This is a genomic window from Nevskia soli DSM 19509 (assembly GCF_000711955.1).
Lineage (GTDB): Bacteria > Pseudomonadota > Gammaproteobacteria > Nevskiales > Nevskiaceae > Nevskia > Nevskia soli.
Genome location: NZ_JONR01000001.1, coordinates 118636 through 140328 on the forward strand (window position 1 = coordinate 118636; position 21693 = coordinate 140328).

21 protein-coding genes are annotated in these 21693 nt (G+C 65.0%); 17 read left to right on the plus strand and 4 right to left on the minus strand.

Going from position 1 to position 21693, the window contains the following annotated elements; translation table 11 throughout:
- Positions 1 to 38 precede the first annotated feature (38 nt).
- The gene (locus BP26_RS29110; protein ID WP_051747934.1) at positions 39 to 635 is read left to right on the plus strand and encodes a TetR/AcrR family transcriptional regulator; all 597 of its coding nucleotides are present in this window, start codon (positions 39 to 41) and stop codon (positions 633 to 635) included.
- Between the two features lie 616 nt (positions 636 to 1251).
- On the opposite strand, the gene BP26_RS29115 is transcribed toward BP26_RS29110, so the two are convergent.
- Positions 1252 to 1392 carry a hypothetical protein gene (locus BP26_RS29115; RefSeq protein WP_157572287.1) on the minus strand — a complete coding sequence of 47 codons (141 nt, stop codon included), beginning with the start codon at positions 1390 to 1392 and terminating at the stop codon, positions 1252 to 1254.
- Positions 1393 to 1445: 53 nt separating this feature from the next.
- Entirely contained in the window at positions 1446 to 3044 is a 1599-nt protein-coding gene (locus BP26_RS0100495; RefSeq protein ID WP_036515744.1) for an amidase, read from the minus strand.
- Between the two features lie 909 nt (positions 3045 to 3953).
- Here BP26_RS0100495 and BP26_RS0100500 point away from each other — a divergent pair.
- Entirely contained in the window at positions 3954 to 5462 is a 1509-nt protein-coding gene (locus BP26_RS0100500) for a porin (protein ID WP_157572288.1), read from the plus strand.
- A 16-nt stretch (positions 5463 to 5478) separates the two neighbouring features.
- Here BP26_RS0100500 and BP26_RS29120 read toward each other — a convergent pair whose 3' ends face one another.
- Positions 5479 to 5823 (minus strand): hypothetical protein, encoded by a 345-nt coding sequence (locus BP26_RS29120; protein WP_157572289.1) that lies wholly within the window; start codon positions 5821 to 5823, stop codon positions 5479 to 5481.
- A gap of 162 nt (positions 5824 to 5985) precedes the next feature.
- On the opposite strand from BP26_RS29120, the gene pcaH reads away from it, so the two are divergent.
- Genes pcaH through pcaC form a run of 5 tightly spaced genes read left to right on the plus strand, consistent with a single transcriptional unit; the run spans position 5986 to position 9869 of the window.
- Entirely contained in the window at positions 5986 to 6690 is a 705-nt protein-coding gene (gene pcaH / locus BP26_RS0100505) for a protocatechuate 3,4-dioxygenase subunit beta (protein ID WP_245611661.1), read from the plus strand.
- A 1-nt stretch (position 6691) separates the two neighbouring features.
- Entirely contained in the window at positions 6692 to 7255 is a 564-nt protein-coding gene (gene pcaG, locus BP26_RS0100510) for a protocatechuate 3,4-dioxygenase subunit alpha (protein ID WP_029918622.1), read from the plus strand.
- Positions 7256 to 7301: 46 nt separating this feature from the next.
- Positions 7302 to 8642, plus strand: a complete 1341-nt coding sequence (locus BP26_RS0100515; protein WP_029918623.1) for a 3-carboxy-cis,cis-muconate cycloisomerase — start codon at positions 7302 to 7304, stop codon at positions 8640 to 8642.
- A 5-nt stretch (positions 8643 to 8647) separates the two neighbouring features.
- Positions 8648 to 9445: a 3-oxoadipate enol-lactonase gene (gene pcaD / locus BP26_RS0100520; protein WP_029918624.1), complete on the plus strand. Its 798-nt coding sequence runs from the start codon at positions 8648 to 8650 to the stop codon at positions 9443 to 9445.
- A gap of 19 nt (positions 9446 to 9464) precedes the next feature.
- Entirely contained in the window at positions 9465 to 9869 is a 405-nt protein-coding gene (gene pcaC / locus BP26_RS0100525) for a 4-carboxymuconolactone decarboxylase (RefSeq protein WP_029918625.1), read from the plus strand.
- A 128-nt stretch (positions 9870 to 9997) separates the two neighbouring features.
- Here the strand turns inward: pcaC and BP26_RS0100530 are convergent, their stop codons facing one another.
- A complete protein-coding gene (locus BP26_RS0100530; RefSeq protein WP_051747936.1) occupies positions 9998 to 10486 on the minus strand; it encodes a helix-turn-helix domain-containing protein in 489 nt (162 codons plus the stop codon).
- 151 nt (positions 10487 to 10637) lie between these two features.
- Here BP26_RS0100530 and BP26_RS0100535 point away from each other — a divergent pair, with 151 nt between their 5' ends.
- From BP26_RS0100535 to BP26_RS0100585, 10 genes are all read left to right on the plus strand, one after another.
- A complete protein-coding gene (locus BP26_RS0100535) occupies positions 10638 to 12206 on the plus strand; it encodes an OprO/OprP family phosphate-selective porin (protein WP_169740617.1) in 1569 nt (522 codons plus the stop codon).
- Positions 12207 to 12504: 298 nt separating this feature from the next.
- Positions 12505 to 13302, plus strand: coding sequence for an IclR family transcriptional regulator (locus BP26_RS0100540; protein ID WP_029918628.1), 798 nt, complete (start codon positions 12505 to 12507; stop codon positions 13300 to 13302).
- Between the two features lie 585 nt (positions 13303 to 13887).
- The gene (locus tag BP26_RS26300; RefSeq protein ID WP_051747937.1) at positions 13888 to 15351 is read left to right on the plus strand and encodes a sigma-54 interaction domain-containing protein; all 1464 of its coding nucleotides are present in this window, start codon (positions 13888 to 13890) and stop codon (positions 15349 to 15351) included.
- Positions 15352 to 15439: 88 nt separating this feature from the next.
- A complete protein-coding gene (locus tag BP26_RS0100555) occupies positions 15440 to 15796 on the plus strand; it encodes a non-heme iron oxygenase ferredoxin subunit (protein ID WP_211254785.1) in 357 nt (118 codons plus the stop codon).
- Positions 15797 to 15845: 49 nt separating this feature from the next.
- On the plus strand, positions 15846 to 17114 hold the full coding sequence (locus BP26_RS0100560) for an NAD(P)/FAD-dependent oxidoreductase (RefSeq protein WP_051747939.1): 1269 nt from the start codon (positions 15846 to 15848) through the stop codon (positions 17112 to 17114).
- A gap of 16 nt (positions 17115 to 17130) precedes the next feature.
- Positions 17131 to 18123 (plus strand): ABC transporter substrate-binding protein, encoded by a 993-nt coding sequence (locus BP26_RS0100565; RefSeq protein ID WP_029918632.1) that lies wholly within the window; start codon positions 17131 to 17133, stop codon positions 18121 to 18123.
- A gap of 15 nt (positions 18124 to 18138) precedes the next feature.
- Positions 18139 to 19425: an aromatic ring-hydroxylating dioxygenase subunit alpha gene (locus tag BP26_RS0100570; protein ID WP_029918633.1), complete on the plus strand. Its 1287-nt coding sequence runs from the start codon at positions 18139 to 18141 to the stop codon at positions 19423 to 19425.
- A 143-nt stretch (positions 19426 to 19568) separates the two neighbouring features.
- Positions 19569 to 19817, plus strand: coding sequence for a hypothetical protein (locus BP26_RS0100575; protein WP_211254786.1), 249 nt, complete (start codon positions 19569 to 19571; stop codon positions 19815 to 19817).
- 47 nt (positions 19818 to 19864) lie between these two features.
- Positions 19865 to 20812 (plus strand): substrate-binding domain-containing protein, encoded by a 948-nt coding sequence (locus BP26_RS0100580; RefSeq protein WP_036515748.1) that lies wholly within the window; start codon positions 19865 to 19867, stop codon positions 20810 to 20812.
- Positions 20813 to 20840: 28 nt separating this feature from the next.
- Positions 20841 to 21683: a 3-methyl-2-oxobutanoate hydroxymethyltransferase gene (locus BP26_RS0100585; RefSeq protein WP_029918636.1), complete on the plus strand. Its 843-nt coding sequence runs from the start codon at positions 20841 to 20843 to the stop codon at positions 21681 to 21683.
- Positions 21684 to 21693 lie beyond the last annotated feature (10 nt).

The following is a 21693-nucleotide window of genomic DNA, read 5'->3' on the forward strand; positions in this document are numbered from 1 at the left end:
ATCGTACATATCAGAATCATGCAGGTGATGAGGGTCAAATGGAGATGAGCAACAGTTCAAGGTCACTGCACGGCGTTCGAGGCGAATCGCGCGAACGCGCGATCATGGACGCCGTCGTGGAACTGATCGCCGAAGTCGGCTACGAACGAATCAGCATGGACTCAATCGCCGCCCGCGCCCGTGCCTCGAAGACAACGATATATCGTCGATGGGCCGGCAAGCCCGAACTCGTGGCCCATGCGCTTCGCCGTCGAGCCGAAGGCGACGTCGCTGCTCCGCCTGATACTGGCAGTATCCGCGGCGATCTTCTCGCCAACGCAGAGGCCATCGCGACATCGATCGCCGGCAGCGGAGGCCCATCGTTTCTCGGTCTGGTCGAGGGTATCCGCGACGACCCTGTGCTACGGGAGCTCGTTCACCAGCAGATCGATGCGGCCAGTGAACGGTCCGGCGCGACACTCGTCGAGCACGCACGCGCACGCGGTGAGCACATCCACGCGAAACGCGTGCCCGCCGCGTTCGATCTCATGGTCTCGCACCTCTTCCTTGGCGCGCTCCTGCGGCCGGGCGAGACCGGGGCGCACGAGCGAGGCGCGCTCGTCGATGACATCCTGCTGCCACTGTTGACGGAGTAGGCAGCAATCGGACAATTGGCGTGCTGGCTTCGTCGGCGACTGCCGCCCTGATGGTTCCCCTGGTACTGACGCTGCGCCCCTACCGGGCCACAGTTGCCGATGCGACGTTGGTCCTCGTCTCCGGTGTGAACAACGATGTTTACCTCACGCCGGCCGGAAGCGACGGCCCGCTGTGCCTCGTAACAAGAACAACAACGGTATACGGTGAGCCGCAAGGACCAGCGACCTCCAAGCGTCTGCCTAGAAATCGATGACGTCCTTCGAACAAGCGGCCCTATTCGTTGCCTTGCCACTGCTCGGAGCGGGACTTGTCCCTGGTCTCGTCGGGATGATCGGGTCGATATTCCGGCCAGAATATTGGCATGGACCGGCGAAGTGGTTCCCGTTGCGAGGAGCGCAGCAACGGAAACAGGCGATCGATGACCAGCAGCCGCAGAGTCCTGCCGACCAACGCCGAGGCGACTGCTGAGCAGCGCCCATGAATCCTATGCTGCTCGTTCTTGCCTGCGAGAGGCGGGAGTTTCGTGTTCCGATTCCAGTAGAAATAGCTGAGGTCGTTGAGCAACAACTGCGACGGAGAGGAATCCCGGACGAAGTTCGTCGATACCCTCATGCGTCACATGATGAAGACGGTGGCAGACTTTTTTGCCCCCGACTTGCGCCCACCCACGGAGAAGCGGGTGGCATTCGCATCGGCGATCAGCAAGCAGAGGCGGATCGCAATCCCCAGAGAAGCCTTAATGTATCGCCACGTCATGAGCGAATTCCTCAGCACGCACGTCGACATGAGAAAATGACACCCGCTCTGGATTACTGCTGCCCGGGTGCCAATGGCGGCACGGTCGGCGGCGGCCGGCGGTAGTGCGTGGCCTGTTCGTAGGCGTAGGCGTACTGGATGATCTTGCCCTCGTCCCAGGCGCGGCCGAGGATTTGCAGGCCTACGGGCAGGCCTTCGCCGAGGTAGCCGTTAGGCACTGAAAGGGCGGGCCATTGCAGCATGCTGCCGACGAAGGTCAGGCTGCTGCCGAGGTGGGTCGGTCCGGCGTTGGGGGCCGGCTGCGGGTCGTCGGTGATCTGGGTGTTGCGGTCGCCGTTGATGGCAGGCAGTTGCGCCCAGGTGGGGAACACCAGGGCCTCGACCTTGGCGGCGTCCATGGCCTTCATGAAGGCTTCGCGATAGCGCTGCTCGTTCTTGCGTCCTTCGATGGTGGCCGGGTCCTGGTCGGCCGGCAGGGAGTCCACGGCCTGGTCGAAGCTCTGCTGGTGCAGGGGATGCACCAGCTTCGAATCGGCGATGGCCTTGATCGAGGGGTAGGGTACGCCGGGATGTTTGGCGATCCACTTGGTCAGGTCGGTCTTGAACTCGGCGTTGGTCTGCGGCGGACGCGGGATGGTGTCGAGCTCGGGCACCACCAGGGGATCGATGATGTCGGCGCCGGCGGCCTTGAGTTCGGCGATGGTCCTGTCGAAGTTGGCGATGATCAGCGGGTCGGTCACCTGCGGCGTGAACACCTGGCGCAGCACGCCGAGGCGCACACCCTTGAGGCCGTCCTTCTTCAGGTAGGGCAGGTAGCTCTTGGGGATGTGGCCCTGGCTGCGCGCGGTGGCGGCATCTTCCGGATCCTGCCCGACGATGACGTCGAGCAGGATCGCCATGTCGGTGACCGAGCGCGCCATCGGTCCGGCGGTGTCGCGCACGCCGTCGAGGGGAACCACGCCGGTGCGCGAGACCAGGCCTACCGTCGGCCGCAGGCCGGCCAGGGCGTTGTGCGCCGAGGGCATGCGCACCGAGCCGCCGGTATCGGTGCCGATGCCGATCACGGCGAAGCTGGAGGCGAGCGCGGCAGCGGGACCGCCGGAGGAGCCGCCGGTGGCGTAAGCGGTGTGATAGGGATTGCGGGCGAAGCCGGCCAGCACCGAGTTGATGTTGTCGCCGCCGCCCTTGGCGAATTCCGACAACGAGGCCTTGGCGATGATGATGCCGCCCGCCGCCTTGATCTTCGCCACCAGCGGCGCATCGCTCGGCGGGTAGTAGTTCTTCCAGCCCTGGAAGCCGTTGGTCATGGGCATGCCGACGGCGTCGAGGTTGTCCTTGAGCGCCACCGGGATGCCGTGCAGCGGGCCGATGAACTTGCCGGTGGCCTTATAGCTGGCGTCGATGGCGTCCGCCTCCTGCAGCGCCTTGGGATTCACCGTGATCAGCGAATTGATGTACGGCCCTTTCTTGTCGTAGGCCGCGATGCGTGCCAGGTAGGCGGCAACCACCTGGTGTGCGCTGAGCCGGCCTTCGCGGTAGGCGCCTTGCAGGTCGGCGATGCTGGCTTCCTCGACGGCCAGGGCATGCGCTTGCGGCGCGCCCATCAGAAGGCAGCAGGAAATGAACAGCAGGGCGAAGGGGCGCAAGCGCATGGTTCAGGGCTCTCCAGCAGGTGGTTGCGGCGGCGACAGGGGCATCCGGGCGGGACTGGCGGATGCGCAAGCAAGCTGGAAAACGCACCGGCCCCTCCCGGGGCTCCTTGCTGAATCAGACGCGGGGGCCGCGACAGGCCCTACCCTTGGGGGCGGGTTTTATGCTCCCGGAAGCACTGCTGTCGCGGAGGACGGCGCCATCCACTACCCGCACCCGCTCCAGGCCAATGGCTGGATCAGGCTGGTTGCTGCTGCCGGCCAAGAATTTGCCGGGGAAGAAGTAAGCAAAAGCCTTTCGCGTTCCTGAATCCCGCCAGCCCCATCGAATGGGGCTTTTTTTGCCCGAGGCCGCAGCTGTCTCGTCCGTCGGGTGCGGGGGACGGGCATGACCGCCCTGCCGTTCGCGATGCCTGAAGGCTGCTTCCCATGGCCGAACCGTGTGAGCGGCCGCTCCGGGTTCACTCCCGGCAGAAACGGCGCGTCGATATTCCCCCTTTTTTCCCACGGTTGTCCCACGAACCATGAAATCGGAACTTAATTCCGCATATCGGAACATATTGCGTTGACCGCCAAAAACACCCCTTGATACGTTTGGTTCCGTATATAGGAAGATAATTCCATATATAGGAACATCTGCGTGTGCCGCGATTCGAGTCCGGCATGAAGCCCGTCATTGCTCCATCGGTGCCCGGATGGATGCGCTGCTGCTAAGGGGAAACAGACCAAAAGACTGATTTTAAAAGGAAAAGAGATGCAAGACGCGATGTGGCGGTAGCGGCTTCGCCGCAGCCGGCAAAGGCCTGCACTCGATCGATGTACGGCGTGGCAATCCATAAATACCGATGTTGGAGGAGAGATTAAGTGGAGAAGAGTTCCGTTGACGGGAAAGGGGTTTCTTGCAGGCGAGCCTTGCGCATATGCAAGGGTCTGTTGGTGCCGGCGAGCTTCTCGCTCCTGTTCTTTATGCAGGGTGCCGCTTTTTCCGACGATGGCGGCAACGCCGCCGCGGAGCCCCAAGTCGTCGCCAGCAATGCCGGGGGCACGGCAGCTGTTTCGGATCCTGCCGCAGCCGTTCCTGCAACTTCGGCCGGCGGCGGTGCTGGAACGCCCCTGTTCGGCGGCAGTGGCGCCCTCACCGGACAGGTCGGCAAGCTGTTCGCGCCACGAGAAGACCTGGCGGATTATTTCGGTCGCGAGCTGGTGGATGACAAGGCGCGCGCCGGTTCGGAGGGGCAGGGACGCTACAATCCGTCCCATGGCCCGCTGGTGATTTACGGCAAGCTCTACCCCGAACTCGATTTCATCAGCGGCAGCGGAGCGACCGCCGCGGCCTCCCAGGCGCTGGCCACCCTCGCGCCGGCCCCGACCGGGCTGAACCTGGAAGATCACCAGGAACTGACCTCGTCGAATTCGCGTATCGGTTTGCGTGGATCGCTCCTGCTGTTCAACGATCTCAAGGCGATCTACCAGGCCGAAACCACGGTCAACATCGGCGGCGGCGGCAGCCTGTTCGGGTCGGAACGCGACACCTTTGTCGGCCTCAGCAGCAAACGTTACGGCACGATCAAGCTGGGCGACCTGGATACGGTGTACAAGAATCTGGGCGCCGACGAGGCGATCGGATTCAACCAGGTGGCCTCGGGCAACTTCGTCTCGACCAACAATCTGGCCGCCAAGGCGCCTTATGGCTCCGGTTCGGCCAGCAGCTTCAACCAGCGGCGTGTGAACAGCATTTATTACTACACGCCGTCGATCTACGGCTTCCACTTCCTGGGGCAGTATTCCCCGGATTCGGGTAAGAACCAGCTGACCAACAATGAATTCTGGTCGGTGGGCGCGCGTTACATCCACGGCGGATTCTCGGTCGCCTTCGCGCAGGAAGTGCACATGGATGCATTCGGCGGCGATCCTTCCGGCCCTTTGTCGAATATCGGCAGCGGCCTGCCCAAGGGCGCGCCTACGGTGCAATCCAGGGATGAGGGCAATCGCCTCACCATGGTTTATCACACCAGCGACACCGCGGTCTGGGGTGAGGTGGGGCGGCTGCAATACCACGACTTCGGCGGTCTGGACGGGCGCTTCCAGCGCTACGAGCGGATTTCGTACACCGTGGGCGCCGAACGCCAGATCAACGATCGCATCCGGGTCATCGCCACGTATACACATGCGGAAAACGGCAGTTGCGAACTCACCGGCGGTGCCTTCTGCAGTACCGCGGGTCTCAACGGCAGCCAATACAACGCCGGCCTGACGTACTACCTGTACCGCCGCATGGTTTCCGTCTACGGCTTGTACAGCGTGCTCGACAACGGTCCTTCCGCTGCCTACAGCAACCTGCCGTCTTCCACCGATACCTTCGGTGTGGGCGAGCACATCCAGCAGGTCGCCCTGGGTCTGCTGGTGTCATTCGCCAGGTAGTTCAAGGCGAAGCCTGTCATAGCGATATCTTGCCGCCCGGAAGAAGACTCCGCTCGATCGCGCAGTCTTCTTCCGGATATGGAAAAACAGCGAGACCGGGAATGTCCGTGACCGTTTGAACGGCCGTGCGGTTTTGAAATGAAGATGTTGCAGATGTGCAATACAGGCGGGATGTGCCGGAGCAAATCGACGCCGACGACAGCAGTGAATTTTCCTTGTTCTGCCGCGTTGGATCTGCCTTTCTTCTGTGAGCTACTGATTTGATTCCATTGACCGATACCGGGCGGTCTGCTTCTTGCGTAGACAGCGGCAGCAGCGCATCGGGCGGTCTCCCGCGGGCTCCATGCAGCATGGCAGGCATGCGCATTGCCGGCGCCGCGCCGGATGCCGGACCTGGTCTGCGCATGGAACCGCTGTGCAGAGACCATGCAAGGCTTCCGGGCCGGCCCGGCTTGAAATTACAGACTTCGATGAACGCGGTCCGACCATGCCGCGTTTGAAGCGATCTTTGATGAGGAGTGGCATGTCTGATCTGAAGGGGTACCGCAAGCCCTGGTGGCATACGCAGCCGGAATACGTGCATCCGGCCTACGGCTCGACCGTGAAGCGCGGGCCCTTGCAGCCTCTGATCGAGATTCCGGCAACGTTGTCTGAAGTGACGGGGCCGGTGTTCTCGGCAACGACCATCGGCAAGCACGCGGCGGACCTGACGGCGGGGCACGCCGGAGAATCCATCGGCGAGCGCATCATCGTGACGGGGCGCGTCCTCGACGAGAACGGCAAGGCCTTGTCGAACACCTTGCTGGAGATCTGGCAGTGTAATGCGGCCGGACGCTATCTGCATGAAGGCGATCTGCACGATGCGCCGCTCGATCCAAACTTTACCGGGCTCGGCCAGGTCGTCACCGATGCGGAAGGCCGCTACCGTTTCACCACCATACGGCCGGGGGAGTATCCCTGGCGCAACCATTACAACGCCTGGCGGCCGGCGCACATCCACTTCTCGCTGTTCGGCGAGGCCTTCGCGCAGCGGCTGGTGACGCAGATGTATTTTCCGGGCGATCCGCTGCTGCCGTTCGATCCGATCTTCAATTGCATCGCCGACGAGAAGGCGCGCAACCGCCTGGTGTCGTCGCTGGATTGGGAAAACAGCAAGTCCGAGTTCGCCCTGGCCTACCGCTTCGACATCGTGCTGCGCGGCCGGCACCAGACGCCGTGGGAGAAGTGAGATGAGTTTCCAGGCTACGACTTCCCAGACCGTGGGGCCTTACTTCCGTATCGGCCTGTCGCCGTTGTATCGCAACGAAGTGGCGGGGCTGCAGGCGGCGGGCACGCGCATCCGCATCAGCGGCCGCGTGTTCGACGGCAACGGCGCCGCGGTGCCGGATGCCCTGATCGAGGTGTGGCAGGCCAACGCGGCCGGACGCTACCGTCACCCGGAGGACCAGGGCGCGGCGCCGCTCGATGCGGACTTCGTCGGCTTCGGACGCATTCCCACGGGAGCGGATGGTGGCTTCCAGTTCAGCACCATCAAGCCGGGCCGCGTGGCGGGGCCGGGCGGCTGCTTGCAGGCGCCGCATATCGTAGTCTCGGTGCTGATGCGCGGCATCCTCAAGCGCGCCCTGACGCGCATCTATTTCGGCGGCGAGCCGGCCAATGCCGAGGATGCGGTGCTGGCGCTGGTGCCGGCGTCGCGCCGCGACACCCTGATGGCGCAATCCGACGGCGAGGGTCACTATCGCTGGGATATCCACATGCAGGGCGAGCATGAAACCGTGTTCTTCGCCGTCTGACGTGCCTGCCACAACGATGATGGTTCAAGGGCGGGCGGCCCGCTGAATGGACGCGCTGCTGCAAGACCTGTTCACCACCGAGGCGATGCGCGAGGTGTTCGCGCCGCGCATGCGGGTGCAGCGCATGCTCGACTTCGAAGCGGCGCTGGCGCGTGCCGAGGCGCGCTGCGGCGTCATTCCGGCCGAAGCGGCGGAACTGATCGGGCGGGCCTGCGTGGCGGAGGACTTCGACCTCGATGCCCTGGGCGCGGCGGCGGTCGGCGGCGGCAATCTGGCCATCCCCCTGGTTGCGGCGCTGACCGCGCGGGTGGCGGTGCACAGCAGGGAAGCCGCTGGCTACGTACATTGGGGCGCGACCAGTCAGGACGTGATCGATAGCGGACTGGTGCTGCAGCTGCGCGAGGGCCTGCGGCGCATCGGAGACCAGCTGATGGCCCTGGCCGGCTGCGCCGCTGTCCTGGCGGATGCGCACCGCGGCACCGTGATGGCGGGCCGCACGTTGCTGCAACAGGCCCTGCCGGTCACTTTCGGTTTGAAGGCGGCGGGTTGGCTCGATGCCTTGATCCGCCACCAGGGCCGGATTTCGGCCATCCGTGAAAGCGGCCTGGTGCTGCAATTCGGTGGCGCGGCGGGCACCCTGGCTTCGCTGGGGGAATCCGGTCCCGCGGTGGCTGCTGCCCTGGCGGAAGAACTGCAACTGGCGCTGCCGGCGCTGCCCTGGCATGCGCAGCGCGATCGCCTGTGCGAGGTGGCGACGACGCTGGGCTTGCTCACCGGCAGCATCGGCAAGATCGCGCGCGATGTCGCGCTGATGATGCAGACCGAGCTGGGCGAGGCGCTGGAGCCGGGTGCGCCAGGCAAGGGCGGTTCCTCCACCATGCCGCACAAGCGCAATCCGGTCGGGTGCACCGTGACGGTAGCGGCGGCGACGCGGGTGCCCGGCCTGGTCTCGACCATGCTGTCGGCGATGGTGCAGGAGCACGAGCGTGGCGCCGGCGGCTGGCATGCCGAATGGGACACGCTGCCGGAGATCGTATTGCTGGCATCCGGTGCGCTGGCGCACATGACGACGGTGCTGAAGGATCTCGAGGTGCATCCGCTGCGCATGCGCGAGAACCTCGATGCCACCCAGGGCTTGCTGATGGCGGAGGCGGTGACCATGGCGCTGGCGTCGCGGCTGGGCCGGGGCGAGGCGCACCGCCTGGTGGAGGCGGCATGTCGCCGGGCCGTGGAGCAGAAGCAGCCGCTGCTTGCGGCGCTGGCTGCCGATACACGCGTTTCCGCCCTGCTGACGGCGGCGCAGCTGGAGCAGCTGTTGCAGCCGCAAGCCTACCTGGGCAGCAGCCACAGCTTCATCGACGCCGTTCTCAAACTGTATTCGATCTGAATTCCATGCCATTCGTCTCCATACCCGCGGGCGAAGGCAGCCTGTACTACAGCGTCGACAGCCCGGACAGCGGGCGCTCGCAGGCGCCCTGGCTGCTGTTGTGCAATTCGCTCGGCGCCAGCAGCGACATGTGGCGCCCGCAGGTGGCGGCGCTCGCCGCGCAGTTCCGCGTGCTGCGCTACGACCGTCGCGGACATGGACGTTCGTCCACGCCGGCCGGTCCGTACACCATTGAGGATCTGGCCGGCGATGCGCTGGCGGTGCTGGATCACGCCGGCGCCGAACGCGCGCACTTCTGCGGGCTTTCCATGGGCGGCCTGGTCGGGCAGTGGCTGGCACTCAATGCGCCGCAGCGGATCGAACGGCTGGTGTTGTGCAGCACGGCGGCGAAGATCGGCACCGCGGAGGGCTGGATGGCGCGCATCGGGCAGGTTCATGCGCACGGCCTGCAGGAAATCGCCGATGGGTCGGTGCTGCGCTGGTTCACGCCGGCGTTCCGTGAGCGCGAGCCCGCCGCGGTGAACGAAGTGCGGCAACAGTTGCTGGCGACTTCTCCTGAAGGCTACGCGGCCTGTTGCGGTGTGCTCATCGATGCCGACTTCCGCGCCGACCTGGGGCGCATCAAGGCGCCGACGCTGGCCATTGCCGGCATCGACGATCCGGTGACGCCGCCGGCGGACCTGCGCTCCATCGCCGGCGGCGTGCCCGATGGCCGCCAGATCGACCTGCCTGGTGCGCATTTGTGCAATATCGAATCGCCGTCGCAGTTCAATGCGGCGGTGCTGGATTTCCTGCGTTACTGAGGTTTCAAGGGAGCGCGCAATGGATGAAGACGAGCGGCGCAAGGCCGGCATGGAAGTGCGCCGGGCAGTGCTGGGCGATGCCCATGTCGATCGCGCCCAGCAGGGCCTGAACGACTTCAACCGCGAATTCCAGGAACTGATCACCCGTTACGCCTGGGGCGAGATCTGGACGCGTCCGGGCCTGCCGCGGCACACGCGCTCCCTGCTGACCATCGCCATGCTGGTGGCCTTGAATCGCGAGCAGGAGTTGAGGTTGCATCTGCTGGCCGCGAAGAACAACGGCGTGACGCGCGACGAGATCAAGGAAGTGTTGCTGCAGGCGGCCATCTATTGCGGCGTGCCGGCGGCGAATGCGGCGTTTCATCTGGCCGGCCAGTTGTGGGCCGAGGCCGATCGTGCGGCGACGGACGGCGCGGCTTCCTGAGCCTGCGCCGGGCGGCATTGCAGAACTGAAAATCCAGCCCCCTGCTTTTTCAACCGTGAACATTGCGCAACGCGAAAGCATCACGGGAAACCGCTGAATCCAGTCTTCCGCAGATCCAATTACTGCAATCAAGATGATTTTGATCCTGCTGCACTGCGGCTGGCGGCATCGCGATAGGCGCCGCGCGTCACCTTGTACCAGCCATGGCGTTGCAGCAGGCGGTAGATGGTGGAGTCGGGTACGATGCGGCCGAGCCTGGCTTCATAGGCCTGCCGGATCGCCTTCACCGTGATGGCCTCCCCCCCTCGGGCCTGCTCCAGGAATCTGCCGAGGAAGCGCTTTTCTTCTTCCGGGCTCAGGTTTTGCCTGCGCCGGCCGCCCCATTGTTCATGCATGGACTGGCCATTCTGGGAGCTGGAGCCGAGCCATCGGCGCAGGCGGCCGACGGTGGGGGGCGAGCAGCCGAGCATGGCGGCGGTCTGCTGCAGCGACAGGCCGTAGTCGCTGACGAACAGGACCGCCTGGGCCGCGCGCAGATCCGCCGCGGTGTGTGCGCGCTTCAGCAGGTTGCGTGCGCGCAGTATGGTCTCGCGGCTGTCATCGGTCCGGGCGGCCATGGGCGCTGTTCCAGTCTGAGGAATTGCAGTATATCAACTTGATTGCAAAATTTTGGTGGGTGGCACACTCGGTGCGTTAATGCCTGTCAGGTATGGCGTGTCCGGTCACCCCGGCGCCAAAACAAAAGAAATCACAGGGGAGGAGAGTTTCATGCTGAGACGTATTTCCATTGGAGTGCTGAGCGCAGGTGCACTGCTTGCGGCCCGCCCGGCATTTGCCGAAACCACTGATCCGGTGAAGAACCAGATCAGGGAACTGCAACAGCAGATCCAGCAGCAGCAGGAGATGCTGAAGAAGCAGCAGGAGATGCTGGACCACCTGGTCGACGCGGAGAAGGAGAGCCAGGCCCGCGCCGACAAGGCACAAGCTGCTGCGGATACCGCCAATGCGCAGGTGCAGGCGATCGCCACCGCCGACCTGCGGCCGGCAACTTCGCCGGGGCCGACCATCACCATGTCGCCGAGGAACCGGCCGGGCTGGCGCAGCGCGGATGGGCGCAACCAGATCGAGTTACTGTCGCTGATGCAGTTCGACTTCGGCCTGAACGACTTCCATCCATCGTCCAGCGCGTCGGTGCCACAGAAGATCCAGAGCGGCTTCAATGCCCGCCGCATGCAGATCGGCTTCAATGCGACTTTCCAGGAAGACTGGCACGCCGAGTTGGCCTACGACTTCGGCAACTCGGATGAAACCATCGCCGCTTCCGGCGGCCCGACCGCGGGCTTCAAGAAGGCGCTGGTCAGCTATACCGGCTTTCGTCCGTTCTCCACCCGCACCAGTATCGAAATGGGTTACGAGACACCGCCGATCTTCCTCGATGAGGCGCTGGGCAGTTCGAGCGGTATCTTCCTCGAGCATCCGACACCGGATCGCCTGGCGACCGGCTACGCCAGTGGCGAGGGCAGGGCGGTGTTCGGTCTGCGCGACTACACCGACCGCTTCTTCGGTGTGATCATGCTGACCGGCCCCAAGGCGGGCGACAACCACACCGCGGCGGCGAACCAGGAGCAGGTCGGGATCACGGGACGCTACACCTACAACTTCTGGCGGTCCGGAGCCAACCTGTTCCATCTGGGCGCCGGGTTCCAGCGCGTGGTGCAGCCGACCTTTAAGTCGGGCTCGACTTTCAACAGCCTGTCCTTGAGCGATGAGGCCGAGTTGCGCGTTGATCCGACCAATATCATCAGTGTCAGCTTCGGCTCTGCCAAGAACCCGGTACGCAGCGGTGGCACCTACAGTGCGGAATTCGCCGCCGCCTATGGTCCGTTCCTGGCCCTTGGCGAGTACTACCATTACGACGTGCAACGCCAGGGCCTGGCTGATGTCAGTTTCCAGGGCGCTTATGGCGAGGTCACGTGGTCGTTGACCGGGGAGCGCCACAACTACGTGCCATCCGCCGCTGGCTTCGCCAACCTGTCTCCGGCCAACCCCATTTCACTGTCGTGGGGCAACTTCGGCGCCCTGGAAGTGGCGGCCCGCTACAGCTGGGTCAATATGAACGACAAGTTCATCGAAGGCATCGCCAACTCGCCCGATGCCGTTGCCGGGGGGGTGCAGCAAAGTCTGACTCTGGGTATGAACTGGTACGCCAACAACAACGTCAAATTCATGCTCAACTACATCCACGGCTTCCTCGATCGCGGCAGCCTCACCGCGCCGTACCCGGAAACCGGCGGCAGCTGGAACGAAGTGGCGCTGCGCACGCAGTTCGGTTTCTAGCGGATTCCGCGACGCGCCCGGAGGCTGTCCCAGCGGTTTCCGGGTTCGTTGCGGCTTTGGCTTTCTCATCAGCTGTTCCGTGGAACATGGCGGGAAGGTTGGTAAATTGTAAGCGGCGCAGTGCGCAAGGCATTGCCGCCCAGTATTGAATCCGGGTGCTTGTCGCCCCCGTCGCGATCCATCCCGGATGCCGACCCGTCGCGGCGGCCTCAGGCCCGGCGCTTGCGCGGCAGCCCTCTTGCATGGCAGATTCCATAGCTGATCAAGCGATTCCCCCTATTCAGAGAGATCTTGTCGAATGGCAGGCCAGGCGAAAAATTCCGACGACGGCAGTACCCGGCTGTCGTCTGTTGCCAACGCGATCCTGTTGATGAAGACGTTCTCCGATGAGCGCAGCGAGATGGGAATCAGCGCCCTGGCGGAGCGCCTGGGCCTGGCCAAGAGCACGGTGCATCGGCTGGCCTCGACGCTGGTCGAGGCCGGCATGCTCGAGCAGAACAAGGAAACCGGCAAATACCGCCTGGGCCTGGCGGTGTTCGAGCTGGGTTCGCTGGTGCGCCGCAAGATCGATATCTCGTTCGAGGCCAAACCCTGGCTGATGACCTTGCGTGAGCAGACCGGCGAAACCGTCGACCTGTCGATCCTCGATCACGGCGGCGTGGTCTGCGTCAATTTCCTCGAAAGCCAGAAGGTCAACCGCATCAGTTCCGGCATCGGCCTGCGCAAGCCGGTGCATTGCACGGCCGAGGGCAAGGCGATGATCGCCTTCCAGCCGGCGGCCGCGATCGAGCGGATCATCAGCGCCGGGCTGGAGCAGCGCACGCCGCGGACCATGGTCGATGCGGCGACCTTGCAGGAGGAACTGGCCAAGATCCGCACGCGGGGCTACGCCACCGATGACGAGGAATACGAGATCGGCGTGCGCAGCATCGCCGCCCCGATCCGCGACGACAGCGGCAACTCGGTCGCCGCGGTGGGCGTGACCGGTCCGACGCAGCGCCTGACCAAGAGCCGGCTGCTGGCGCTCGCCGGCAACGTCAACGAAGCGGCCAAGGCCATCTCCCTGCGTCTCGGCGACCGTTCCAGGATTTTCTGAGCGGCGCGCGCGGTCGTTTCGTTTTCGCGGCACGGCCACTGGCAATAATCCCGGATTCTTCCAGCCGCTGAGGCGGCGAAGTCGCGACTTCGCTTCAAGGCGACAGTCTTCCTTGCACCCCACCCACCGCGCTGTCCGAGGCTGGCCTCTGCGGCCTGCTGCCTGCGTGTCTTCACACGCTCTTCTCCGACCGCGAGCATAAGCCGTCATCGGAAAACCGCTGCGGAAATTTTCCGGATCGGTGCGCGATGACGGTGTGCCGGTGCACTCCGGGCGGCAATCAAGTTCCACGCAAATCAAGCCTCAAGCGGCGTCGGCTGCGGCGCGCGGCCGTTCGCAATTGACATCGCCCGGAAGCGCTGTTAAAAGTACGTTCAACATAAAGGAAAACCGTTCCATATAAAAGAACGTAAGTTTCCACTCCGAAAGAGGCAGAAATGCCGGTACGCAAGGCTGCAGCAATGATTAGGTGCGAATCATGAGCGTCCGCAAAATGAGTACGGTTGAGTGGATCTGGAGGCAGGTTCCCGGCAGCGTTACGCGCAGGAACCTCGAGGGAATTCGGCAAGGCGCGGAGTTCCTCTGATGACGCTCAACAGGGGGGTGCGTCCGCTGCATTCATTCGGTGACGGCATTCTGGAAGACGTCATGAGGGAAGGTGGAACCTTGGGCGACGACATGCTGGCGATCCTGCCGCTCCTGGCCCGCCTGTGTTCCGGCGACGTGGTCATTGCCGACGGCAGCGGGCGCTGTGTACGCCGCGTCGATCGCAATGGCACCGTATTTCCCACGCGCGAAGGCCATGTGAGCGCGATCGCACGCGCGGTGTCCCGCAGCGGTCGCCCCGAGTGGGAAGAGGACCAAACCACCGGCACCATCCGCGTGGCGTTTCCGGTCGGGGAGCGGATCCTGGAAATCACGCAGAGCGCCGAATCGAAAATGGCGGCGCGCACGGTGCGTCTCGGCACGGTGGCGGAATTCGGCCTCGGCTTCGACCAGCCGGTAGCCTCGGGCGACAAGCACGCGGGCAGCAGCCGCGGCTTCAGCAGCCTCTCCGCCAAGTACTGCTGGGACGACATCATCGGCGACGGTCCGGCCATCGGCAAGGCCATCGAGCGTGGCAAGGCTGCCGCGCGCCGCAACGCGCCGGTATTCCTCAACGGTGAAAGCGGCACCGGCAAGGAGCTGTTCGCCCAGGCGATCCACAACGCTTCGGCACGCCGCACCGGCCCCTTCGTCGCCATCAATTGTTCGGCGCTGCCGGACAGCCTGGTCGACAGCATGCTGTTTGGCTACATGGACGGCACCTTTACCGGCGCCCGCAAGGGCGGCCGTCCCGGCGTGTTCGAGCAGGCCAACGGCGGCACGCTGCTGCTCGACGAGATCACCGAGATCAACGTCGACATCCAGGCCAAGCTGCTGCGCGTGATCCAGGAGCGCGAGGTGTGCCGCATCGGCTCGGTCAAACCGATCCCGACCGATGTGCGCATCATCGTCACCTCGAACCGCGACCTGCACCGGCACATGCAGGAAGGCCATTTCCGTGAGGATTTGTACTACCGCCTCAACGTCATCGACATCCACCTGCCGCCGCTGCGCGATCGTCGCGAGGACATTCCCGCGATCGCCGCCAGCATGATCGACAGCCTGGACCGGGCCGATGGCCGCAGCACCCGCAGGATCCATCCGGATGCGATGAACCGGCTGGTCGAACAGTCCTGGCCCGGCAATATCCGCGAACTGCGCAATGTGCTGGAGCGCGCGGTCAGCCTGGCGGAAGGCGACATCCTGTTTCCGCATCACTTCGCACGCGCCGACGAAGGCTACCGGCCGCTGCAGCGCGCGGTGGAGCCTGCGGCGGTGGGCAGCTACCTGTGCGACCGGGTGGCGCATGCCGAGGAGGCTTCCATCCTCGACGCTCTGCATCGCAACAGCGGTCACCGCGGCAAGACCGCCGCCGAACTCGGCATCAGCGTGACCACGCTGTGGCGACGCATGCGGCGCATCAGCAACGTTCCCGGCCGGGCCGAGATCGAAAGTCATCCATGAACGTCGCGGGCGCCAGCCCGCGACGGACGTTCCCATAAAACTTCCGCCCGCCCGAGGCGAAGTGCCGAGTCATTGAAGGAGGAAAGAAGTGTCGGCCGATTCCCAGATTCAAGAGGCGCAGCTGGTCGCCCTGTGCGCCGCTGCCGCCGTCGAACCCGATATGCCGGTCCAGGTTGTGCTGGATAACGTAGCGTACGCGGTGTTCAATCTCGATGGACGGTATTACGCCACGCAGGATCTGTGCACGCACGGCCCCGGCTCGCTGGCCGAAGGCTTCGTCATGGGTTGCGAGATCGAATGCCCGTTCCACCAGGGGCGTTTCGACATCCGTACTGGTCATGCCACCGCGGCGCCCTGCACCGAGGCGCTGCGCACCTGGACTGTCCATGTCGTCGACGGCCAGCTCTGCATCGATCCGTCCGAGCATCGCGGAGTCGCGGCGTGAGGGGAATGTCCTTGCCTGAAGCGACGCCGGTGGTTTCCGGCGTGTCCGTATGAGTGCGCCGGAAGGGCAGGGCTCCGTGGGCGCTGTCGTCATCATCGGCTCCGGCCAGGCCGGCGGCCGCGCCGCGGAGGCCTTGCGCCAGGGCGGACACGGCGGTCCGATCGCCATCATCGGCGATGAAGCGCATCCGCCGTACGAACGGCCGGCGTTGTCGAAGGAGTTCCTCGGCGATGCCAGCCTGGCGAAGATCGCCTGGGTGCGGCCGGCCGACTGGTACGCCGAATCCGGCATCACCTTGTTGCACGGCAGGAAGGCGCTGCGCATCGACCGCGCGCAGAGCATGGTCGAAGTGGACGATGGCTCGCGCATCGCCTATGAGAACCTGATCCTGACCACCGGCACGCGGCCGCGTCCGCTGACGCTGGAAGGTTCAGCCCATCCGCTGGTCAGTTATCTGCGTACCATCGAGGACAGCCGCCGGTTGCAGCAGCGCATGCTGCCGGGCGCGCACATCGTGGTGATCGGGGCCGGCTTCATCGGCATGGAAGTGGCGGCCGCCGCACTGCTGCGTGCATGCAAGGTCAGCGTGCTGGAACTGGCGCCGCTGCCGATGGCGCGCGGCGTGCCGCCGCTGCTCGGCGCGTTCTACGCCGATCTGCACCGGCAGAAGGGTGTTGCCCTGCGCACCGGCGCCAGCGTGCGGCGCATCGGCGACGACAATGGCCGCGCGCTGGTGGAACTTGACAACGGCGAGGTGCTGACTGCGGACGCGGTGGTGGTCGGTATCGGCGTCATTCCCAATGTGGAACTGGCACAGGCGGCCGGACTGGAGATCGACAACGGCATCGTCGTCGACGAATACGGGCGCAGCAGCGATCCGAAGATCTACGCCGCCGGCGACGTCAGCAGCCATTTCAATCCCCTGCTCGGCCGGCACATCCGCCTGGAGTCCTGGCAGAACGCGCAGAACCAGGCCATCGCCGTGGCGCGCAACATCCTCGGCGCCCGCAAGCCTTACGCGGAAATTCCATGGTTCTGGAGCGACCAGTTCGACCTGAACCTGCAGATCGCGGGCGTGCCGCAGGCCGGCGACGAGGTGGTGCAGCGCGGTACCCTGGGCGGCGGCCCGGTGGTGTTCTTCCATCTGCGCGAAGGCAGGCTGGTTGCGGCCATCGGCATCAACAGCGCCCGCGATGTGCGCTTCGGCAAGGAGATCATCGCCCTCGGCGGGCAGGTCGGCGCCGCCGAACTGGCCGACCCCGCGGTGAGCCTCGCCACCCTTTTCAACAATCTGAAACGGTCGGCCAAAGCCGCCTGAGCCGAGGAGCCGTATTTTGTCGAAACTAAAACTGTCCATCGCGATGGGCAACTACGACCGGACCCGTCCACTGGTGGACGGCGACGTGCAGATCGACGGCACCGATCCGGTCTATATGCTGTTGTCGCCGGAGGAGATGTTCTTCCGCGCTTTCCGCGATGTCGCCTTCGACGTCAGCGAGCTGTCGCTGAGCAGCTTTTCGGTGAAGACCGCCGCCGGCACCAATCCCTACGTCGGCGTGCCGGTGTTTCCCTCGCGCGCCTTCCGCCACACGGCGATCTGCATCCGCACCGACCGCGGCATCAACAGCCCGGCGGACCTGAAGGGGCGCCGCATCGGCACACCGGAATACCAGCTGACCGCCTGTGTCTGGGCGCGCGCGCTGTTGCAGGACGAATACGGCGTCAATCCGTCGGACATCGCCTGGGTTCGTGGCGGCATGGAAACGCCGGGGCGGCCGGAGAAGATCCCGTTGCAGCTGCCGCCGGACATCCGCATCGAGACGGCGCCGGAAGACGTGACGCTGTCGCAGATGCTGGAGCGCGGCGAGATCGACGGCATCATCGGGCCGCGTGCGCCGTCCTGCTTCGAGCAGGGCAATCCACAGGTCGGCTGGTTGTTCCCGGATCCTTCGCGCACCGCCGCCGATTATTTCCGCCGCACCGGCATCTTCCCGATCATGCATGTCCTCGGCGTGCGCCGCGAACTGGCGGAGCAGCATCCCTGGCTGCCGATGGCGGTGGCCAAGGCGTTCGGCGAAGCCAAGAGCATCGCCCTGTCGCGCCTGGTCGATACCTCGGCCACCAAGGTGACCTTGCCTTTCGTCGAGGAGCAGTTGCGCGCCGCGCGCACGCTGATGGGGCCGGATTTCTGGTCCTACGGCTATGCGCCGAACCGCAAGGTTCTCGACAACTTCCTCCACCACCACCACGCGCAGGGCCTGTCCAAGCGCCGGTTGCAGGTGGAGGAGCTGTTTCATCCTTCCACGCTTGAAAGCCACAAGATCTGACGATTGGAGCAGTAAATGCTTAGAAAAGAACAGAATGACCTGCTGACGCAAACCGGCCCGACCACCCCCATGGGCGCGATGTTCCGCAGCTACTGGATTCCGGCCCTGCTGGCGGAGGAGCTTCCGGAAAACGACTGCCCGCCGGTGCGGGTGAAGCTGCTGTCGGAAAGCCTGCTGGCCTTCCGCGATACCGAAGGCCGTTACGGCCTGATCAGCGAGTTCTGCGCCCATCGCGGCGTCTCGCTGTGGTTCGGCCGCAACGAGGAAAACGGCATCCGCTGCCCGTACCACGGCTGGAAGTACGACGTCACCGGCCAGTGCGTCGATGTGCCGTCCGAGCCTTCCGAGAACGGTTTCTGCTCGCGCATCAAGCTCACCGGCTATCCGCTGGTGAAGCAGGGCGGCGTGCTATGGACCTATATGGGCCCGCGCGACAAGCAGCCGCCGCTGCCGGAGTTCGAGTTCTCCCTGGTGCCGCCGGAGCAGACTTACACCTCCAAGCGCCTGCAGGAATGCAACTGGCTGCAGGCCATGGAGGGCGGCATCGATTCCAGCCACGTCTCCTGGCTGCACCGCGGCAACCTCAACAGCGATCCGCTGTTCAAGGGCGCCAAGGGCAACCAGTACAACCTCAACGACACCAAGCCGGTGTTCGAGGTGGTGCCGTCCGACGGCGGCCTGCTGATCGGTGCGCGCCGCAATGCCGAGGATGGCAAGTTCTACTGGCGCATTACGCCCTGGGTGATGCCCTGCTTCACCATGGTGCCGCCGCGCGGCGACCACCCGGTGCACGGCCACTTCTGGATCCCGATCGACGACGAGAGCTGCTGGGCCTGGAGCTTCGACTACCACCCGGTGCGCGCGCTGAGCAAGACCGAGCGCGACGCGATGGTCGCCGGCAAGGGCATCCACGTCGCCACCATTCCGGGCACCTACATCCCGCTCGCCAACAAGAGCAACAACTACCTGATGGACCGTGACTCGCAGAAAGCCGGTCATGCCTACAGCGGCATCGATGGCATCGGCATGCAGGACGCCTCGCTGCAGGAAAGCATGGGCCCGATCTGCGACCGCACGCGGGAGAACCTGAGTTCCACCGACAACGGCATCGTCATGGCGCGCATGCGCCTGATGAAGGCGGCGAAGGCGCTGGCGGAAAAGGGAGAGGTGCCCCCGGGCGTGGATCCGGCGCATCACCGCGTGCGTTCCGCCGCGGTGATCCTGGCGCCGGATCAGCTGTTCAAGGACGCCGCCAGGGATGCGCTGACGGTGCGGCCCGGCAAGGCCCAGACCTCGGTCTGAGGGCCATGGACGGGGTTCGCTCCGCACGCGCGGGCCCCGTCCATTTGCCTCGGCCGACGGCTATGAACATGGGCAACGGCTGAGGTACATCGATGCTGGGAGCCCCAAGGAAAAGTCCGGAGCAGCTGCAGGCCCTGGATCGCTTGAGCGAACAGACGCGCCGGCGTTTCCGGCTGGGGCCGGGGGTGGTGGTGCTGGTATCGGAGATCGCCTGCGCCCTGCCGGGCTGTCCGCCGCTGGAGACGGTGGTGGTGTTCTGGACCGCGGCGGGAGTGCGCCATCGCTTCAAGGTGTTCAAGCCGGCGCTCGAGATCACCGAGGAGGATCTGCCCTGCGACTGGCTGATGCGTTCGCTGGCGGCGCCCGACGGCTTCGACGACGACTGCTGCTGAGGGGCCGGAGGCCACGAGGCGTCCGTATCTCTAGAAGGAATTTCATGATGACAGAACACAAGCTGAAAGCCGCCCTGCAGACCCTGGGACATACCCGGGCGCTGAAGGACGGTGAGGTGAAGCCGCAGGGCTACACGCTGGAGTTCGAGGAAGTGCCGGCCATCATCCAGGCCTTCCGGCGGATGGTGCGCGGGCTGGAGTTCGAGGTCAGCGAGATGGCCATCACGACTTATCTCTGCGCGCGGGCCCATCACAAGGCCTTCACGGCGCTGCCGATCTTCCTGGTGCGGGGCTTCCATCACGGCGCCATCCTGCACAACACCAAGCTGGGCATCCGCAATCCCAAGGATCTGGAAGGGAAGAAGGTCGGCGTCAACCGCGGCTACACGGTGACCACCGGAGTGTGGGCGCGCAGCGTCCTGCGGCATGAGCACGGCGTCGATCTCGACAAGATCACCTGGGTGCTGTCGGGCGACGAGCATGTGGCGGAATTCCAGCCACCGGCCAACGTGGTCTCCATTGAAAAAGGCAAGACCCTGGAGCGGCTGCTGACGGCCGGCGAGATCGCGGCCTGCATCGGCGTGCAGGTGGAGCATGCGGACGTGGCGCCATTGATTCCCGATGCCGCCGAACGTGGCTTCCGCCTGCTGGAGCAGAGCGGCCACTACCCGATCAACCATCTGCTGGTGGTGAAGGACGAAGTGCTGCGGGCCCATCCGGAACTGCCGGCGCGCCTGTTCGACGCCTTCGTCGCGGCCAAACAGCCTTACCTGGAGCAGTTGCGCGCTGGCAGCATCGCCGCGCCGACCAAGCCGGATCGCATGTACCAGCGCGTGTTCGAGATCACCGGCAAGGATCCACTGCCTTACGGCGTCGAGGCCAACCGGCCGATGCTGGAGGCGCTGATCGGCTACGCCGTCGAGCAGCACATCATTTCCGGTCCCTGCGCGGTGGAAGAACTATTCGTACCGGGCACCGCCGCGTTGACCGGCTGAGGCTGGCGGCACTACAAGGAGATACAACATGAAGCCGGACAGTAACGCGGTGACCATCCCCGCGCTGCAGCAGATGAAGGCCGACGGCCGCAAGATCGTCGGCGTGGTGGCCTGGGACTACCAGATGGCGCAGATCGTGGATCGCGCCGGGGTGGACATCGTTTCGGTCGGCGACACGGTGGGCGTCAACCTGTGGGGCCATGCCAACCCGCTGGAAATCACCATGGAGGAGATGCTGGTGGTGTGCAAGGCGGTGCGGCGCGGTGTGAAGCGCGCCCTGCTGAGCTGCGACTTCCCCTATGGCCCGCTGCAGGAAGGCACCGACTCCGCGGTGCGCGCCGCGATCCGGCTGGTCAAGGAAGCGGGGGCCGACATGATCAAGCTCGACGGCGCCACCGATTTTCCCGAGGCGGTGCTGGCGCTGGTGCGGGCAGGCATCCCGGTGTTCGCACAGTTCGGCATCACGCCGCAGACGGCATTGCAGTACGGCATTCCCTACGCCGCGGCCTCGGCGCCCGGCGCGCAAGTGCCGCCGGAGATGACGGCGCGGCTGATCGAGGAGGCGAAGCGGCTGGAAGCGGCCGGCGCTTCGCTGCTGGATTTCACCAATTCCGGGCCGGTGGCCGGGCCTGCGGTGGCCCAGGCGGTGCGCATCCCGGTGCTCGGCGGATTCGGCGGCGGGCCCTGGCTGGACGGACGGGTGCGCATGGCCCATGCCGCCATCGGCTATGCGGCGAGTTCGATCGATTCGCAGGTCGAGAGCTATGCCAATGTCGCCCGCATCGCGCTCGATGCGATCGGCACCTATGCGGCGGATGTGCGTGCCGCGCGCCAGATCAAGGGCGCTCCGCCGGTCAAGCCGGCGCCCTGAGGAGTACGCC